The sequence below is a fragment of the Vicinamibacteria bacterium genome, from assembly GCA_035620555.1.
GTDB lineage: Bacteria > Acidobacteriota > Vicinamibacteria > Marinacidobacterales > SMYC01 > DASPGQ01.
Map to the genome: position 1 here is coordinate 1 of DASPGQ010000538.1, position 2,294 is coordinate 2,294.

General features: G+C 64.6%; 2 protein-coding genes. Both read left to right on the top strand.

Features of this window, described 5'->3' with window-relative positions:
- Nucleotides 1-70: 70 nt before the first annotated feature.
- The gene (gene mtnA, locus VEK15_21945) at nucleotides 71-1,117 is read left to right on the top strand and encodes an S-methyl-5-thioribose-1-phosphate isomerase (protein ID HXV63378.1); all 1,047 of its coding nucleotides are present in this window, start codon (nucleotides 71-73) and stop codon (nucleotides 1,115-1,117) included.
- Between the two features lie 7 nt (nucleotides 1,118-1,124).
- The gene (gene tsaD, locus VEK15_21950; protein HXV63379.1) at nucleotides 1,125-2,189 is read left to right on the top strand and encodes a tRNA (adenosine(37)-N6)-threonylcarbamoyltransferase complex transferase subunit TsaD; all 1,065 of its coding nucleotides are present in this window, start codon (nucleotides 1,125-1,127) and stop codon (nucleotides 2,187-2,189) included.
- The last annotated feature ends 105 nt before the right edge of the window (nucleotides 2,190-2,294 follow it).

Genomic DNA, 2,294 nt, shown 5'->3' on the forward strand with positions numbered 1-2,294 from the left:
ACTTCGCTTTCTCCCTCGTCAACAGGTATCCATCAATCTGCGTTAAACTGCCCCCGACAGGAGGCCCAACGTGTTCGAGACCATTCGATGGGACGGGGATGCGGTCGTTCTCATCGATCAGAGGATCCTGCCGACGAAAGAGGAATATCTCGCTTGTCGGGATGCCGAGGCAGTGGCTGCGGCCATCAAGGACATGGTGGTCCGGGGGGCGCCGGCGATTGGGGTGACGGCGGCGTTCGGGATCGTCCTGGGGCTTCGGCAGGCTCGGGCGAAATCACCGGACGGACTTCGGGAGGCTCTGGCCTCGGTCTCGGAGCTCATGGCGGGCACCCGGCCGACGGCGGTGAATTTGTTCTGGGCGATCGAGCGGATGAAGAAGCGTTTCGGGGAGCTTCTGCCTTCAGGAGTGGAAGCGACGCTGTCCGGGCTCGAGAAGGAGGCGCTTTCGATTCAGGCCGAGGACATCGACATGAATCGGCGGATGGGGCGGCATGGGGCGGCGCTCGTTCCCGACGGAGCTCGGATTCTGACCCATTGCAACGCCGGGGCTTTAGCGACGGCGGGCTATGGGACCGCGCTCGGGGTGATGCGGGCCTGTGTGGAAGCGGGGAAGCGGATCGAGGTCCTCGCCGACGAGACGCGGCCGTTTCTCCAGGGGGCGCGGCTGACGGCTTGGGAGCTTAATAAGGATCAGATTCCGGTCACGCTCATCACCGACAACATGGCGGGGCATTTCATGGCGCGGGGCGCGATCGACCTCGTCATCGTGGGCTCCGATCGGATCGTGGCGAACGGAGACGTGGCGAACAAGATCGGGACCTATTCGGTCGCCGTCCTGGCGAAAGAGCATGGGATTCCTTTCTATGTCGCGGCGCCGACCTCGACGTTCGATCTCTCGATTTCCTCGGGGAAAGACATCCCGATCGAGGAGCGCTCGCCGGACGAGGTGACCCACGTTCAGGGCGTGCGGATAGCACCCGAAGGCGTCGGAGTTCGGAACCCGGCATTCGATGTCACGCCGAACCGGCTCGTGACCGCCATCGTGTGCGAGAACGGCGTCGCCCGGGCGCCTTACGGGGAGAGCCTGAGACAGCTCGCGAGCGCACGCGCGGCCTGAGCGGACGATGCTCGTTCTCGGCATCGAGACCTCTTGTGACGAGACCTCGGCGGCGGTGGTCGAGGACGGCCGGCGAATTCTCTCGAACCTCGTCGCTTCCCAGGTCGCAACCCACAGTCCCTTTGGGGGGGTGGTGCCCGAGCTCGCCTCGAGACAGCACCTCTCGAAGATCGGTCCGATCGTCGATGGAGCCCTGAAGAAAGCCGGGGTCGGGCTCGACGCCATCGAGGGCATCGCCGTGACGCAGGGACCGGGGCTCATCGGCTCGCTTCTCGTGGGTCTTTCCTTCGGAAAGGCGATCGCCTACGCGCGGAAGATTCCGATCGTGGCGGTCGATCATCTCGAAGGGCATATCCGGGCGGTCTATATCGAATCCCCCGAGGAAATCCCGCACCCGGCCGTCTCACTCGTCGTGTCGGGCGGACACACGAGCCTGTTCCTGATGGAAGAGGAATCTCGCTATCGGCTTCTGGGGAAGACCCGGGACGACGCCGCGGGCGAGGCCTACGACAAGGTCGCGAAGCGGCTGGGCCTCGGCTATCCCGGAGGGCCGATCCTCGACAAGCTCGCGGCTCTGGGCGATGCGAAGACTCATCCCTTCACCGTGGCGAAGTTCTCGGACGGTAGCGAGGATTTCAGCTTCAGCGGGCTCAAGACGGCGGTGCTCCGGGCGATCCAGGAGCACGGGATCGAGCCCCTCGGTGAGGGAGAAGATGCTGCCTCGCGGAAGGATCTGTGCGATCTGGCGGCGAGCTTCCAGCGCACCGTGGTGAAGTCGCTCGTCGAGCGGACCAGGCACGCGGTGAAACGACACCGGGCGCGGGCGGTTCTCGTATCCGGCGGTGTCGCCGCCAACCGGGAGCTCCGAGCGACGTTCGAGAAAACGAGCGAGCGGCTCGGGGTGCCGGTTTTGTTTCCGAGCCTTTCGCTTTCGACCGACAACGCCGCCATGATCGCGGCCGCGGGCTATCTGAAGCTTCTGCGGGGCGAGACCTCGGGCCTGGACCTCAACGCCAATGTGGAGCTGAGGCTCGGGGAAGAAGGCGCCCGCCGCTCTCGACAGTACCTCTGACCAGGTAGACCGAGAAGCTGTTGAAACGAAGTCGGTTAACTTCCCGTTCGTGCTTTGTCTGAGGACATACAGCGGATCTCTCGAAGCTCGCCGCTTTCCCGGTCG

Bases quoted from the DNA above. Each gene is read 5' to 3' on its own strand.
- tsaD (HXV63379.1), top strand. From the start codon at position 1,125: ATGCTCGTTCTCGGCATCGAGACCTCTTGTGACGAGACCTCGGCGGCG.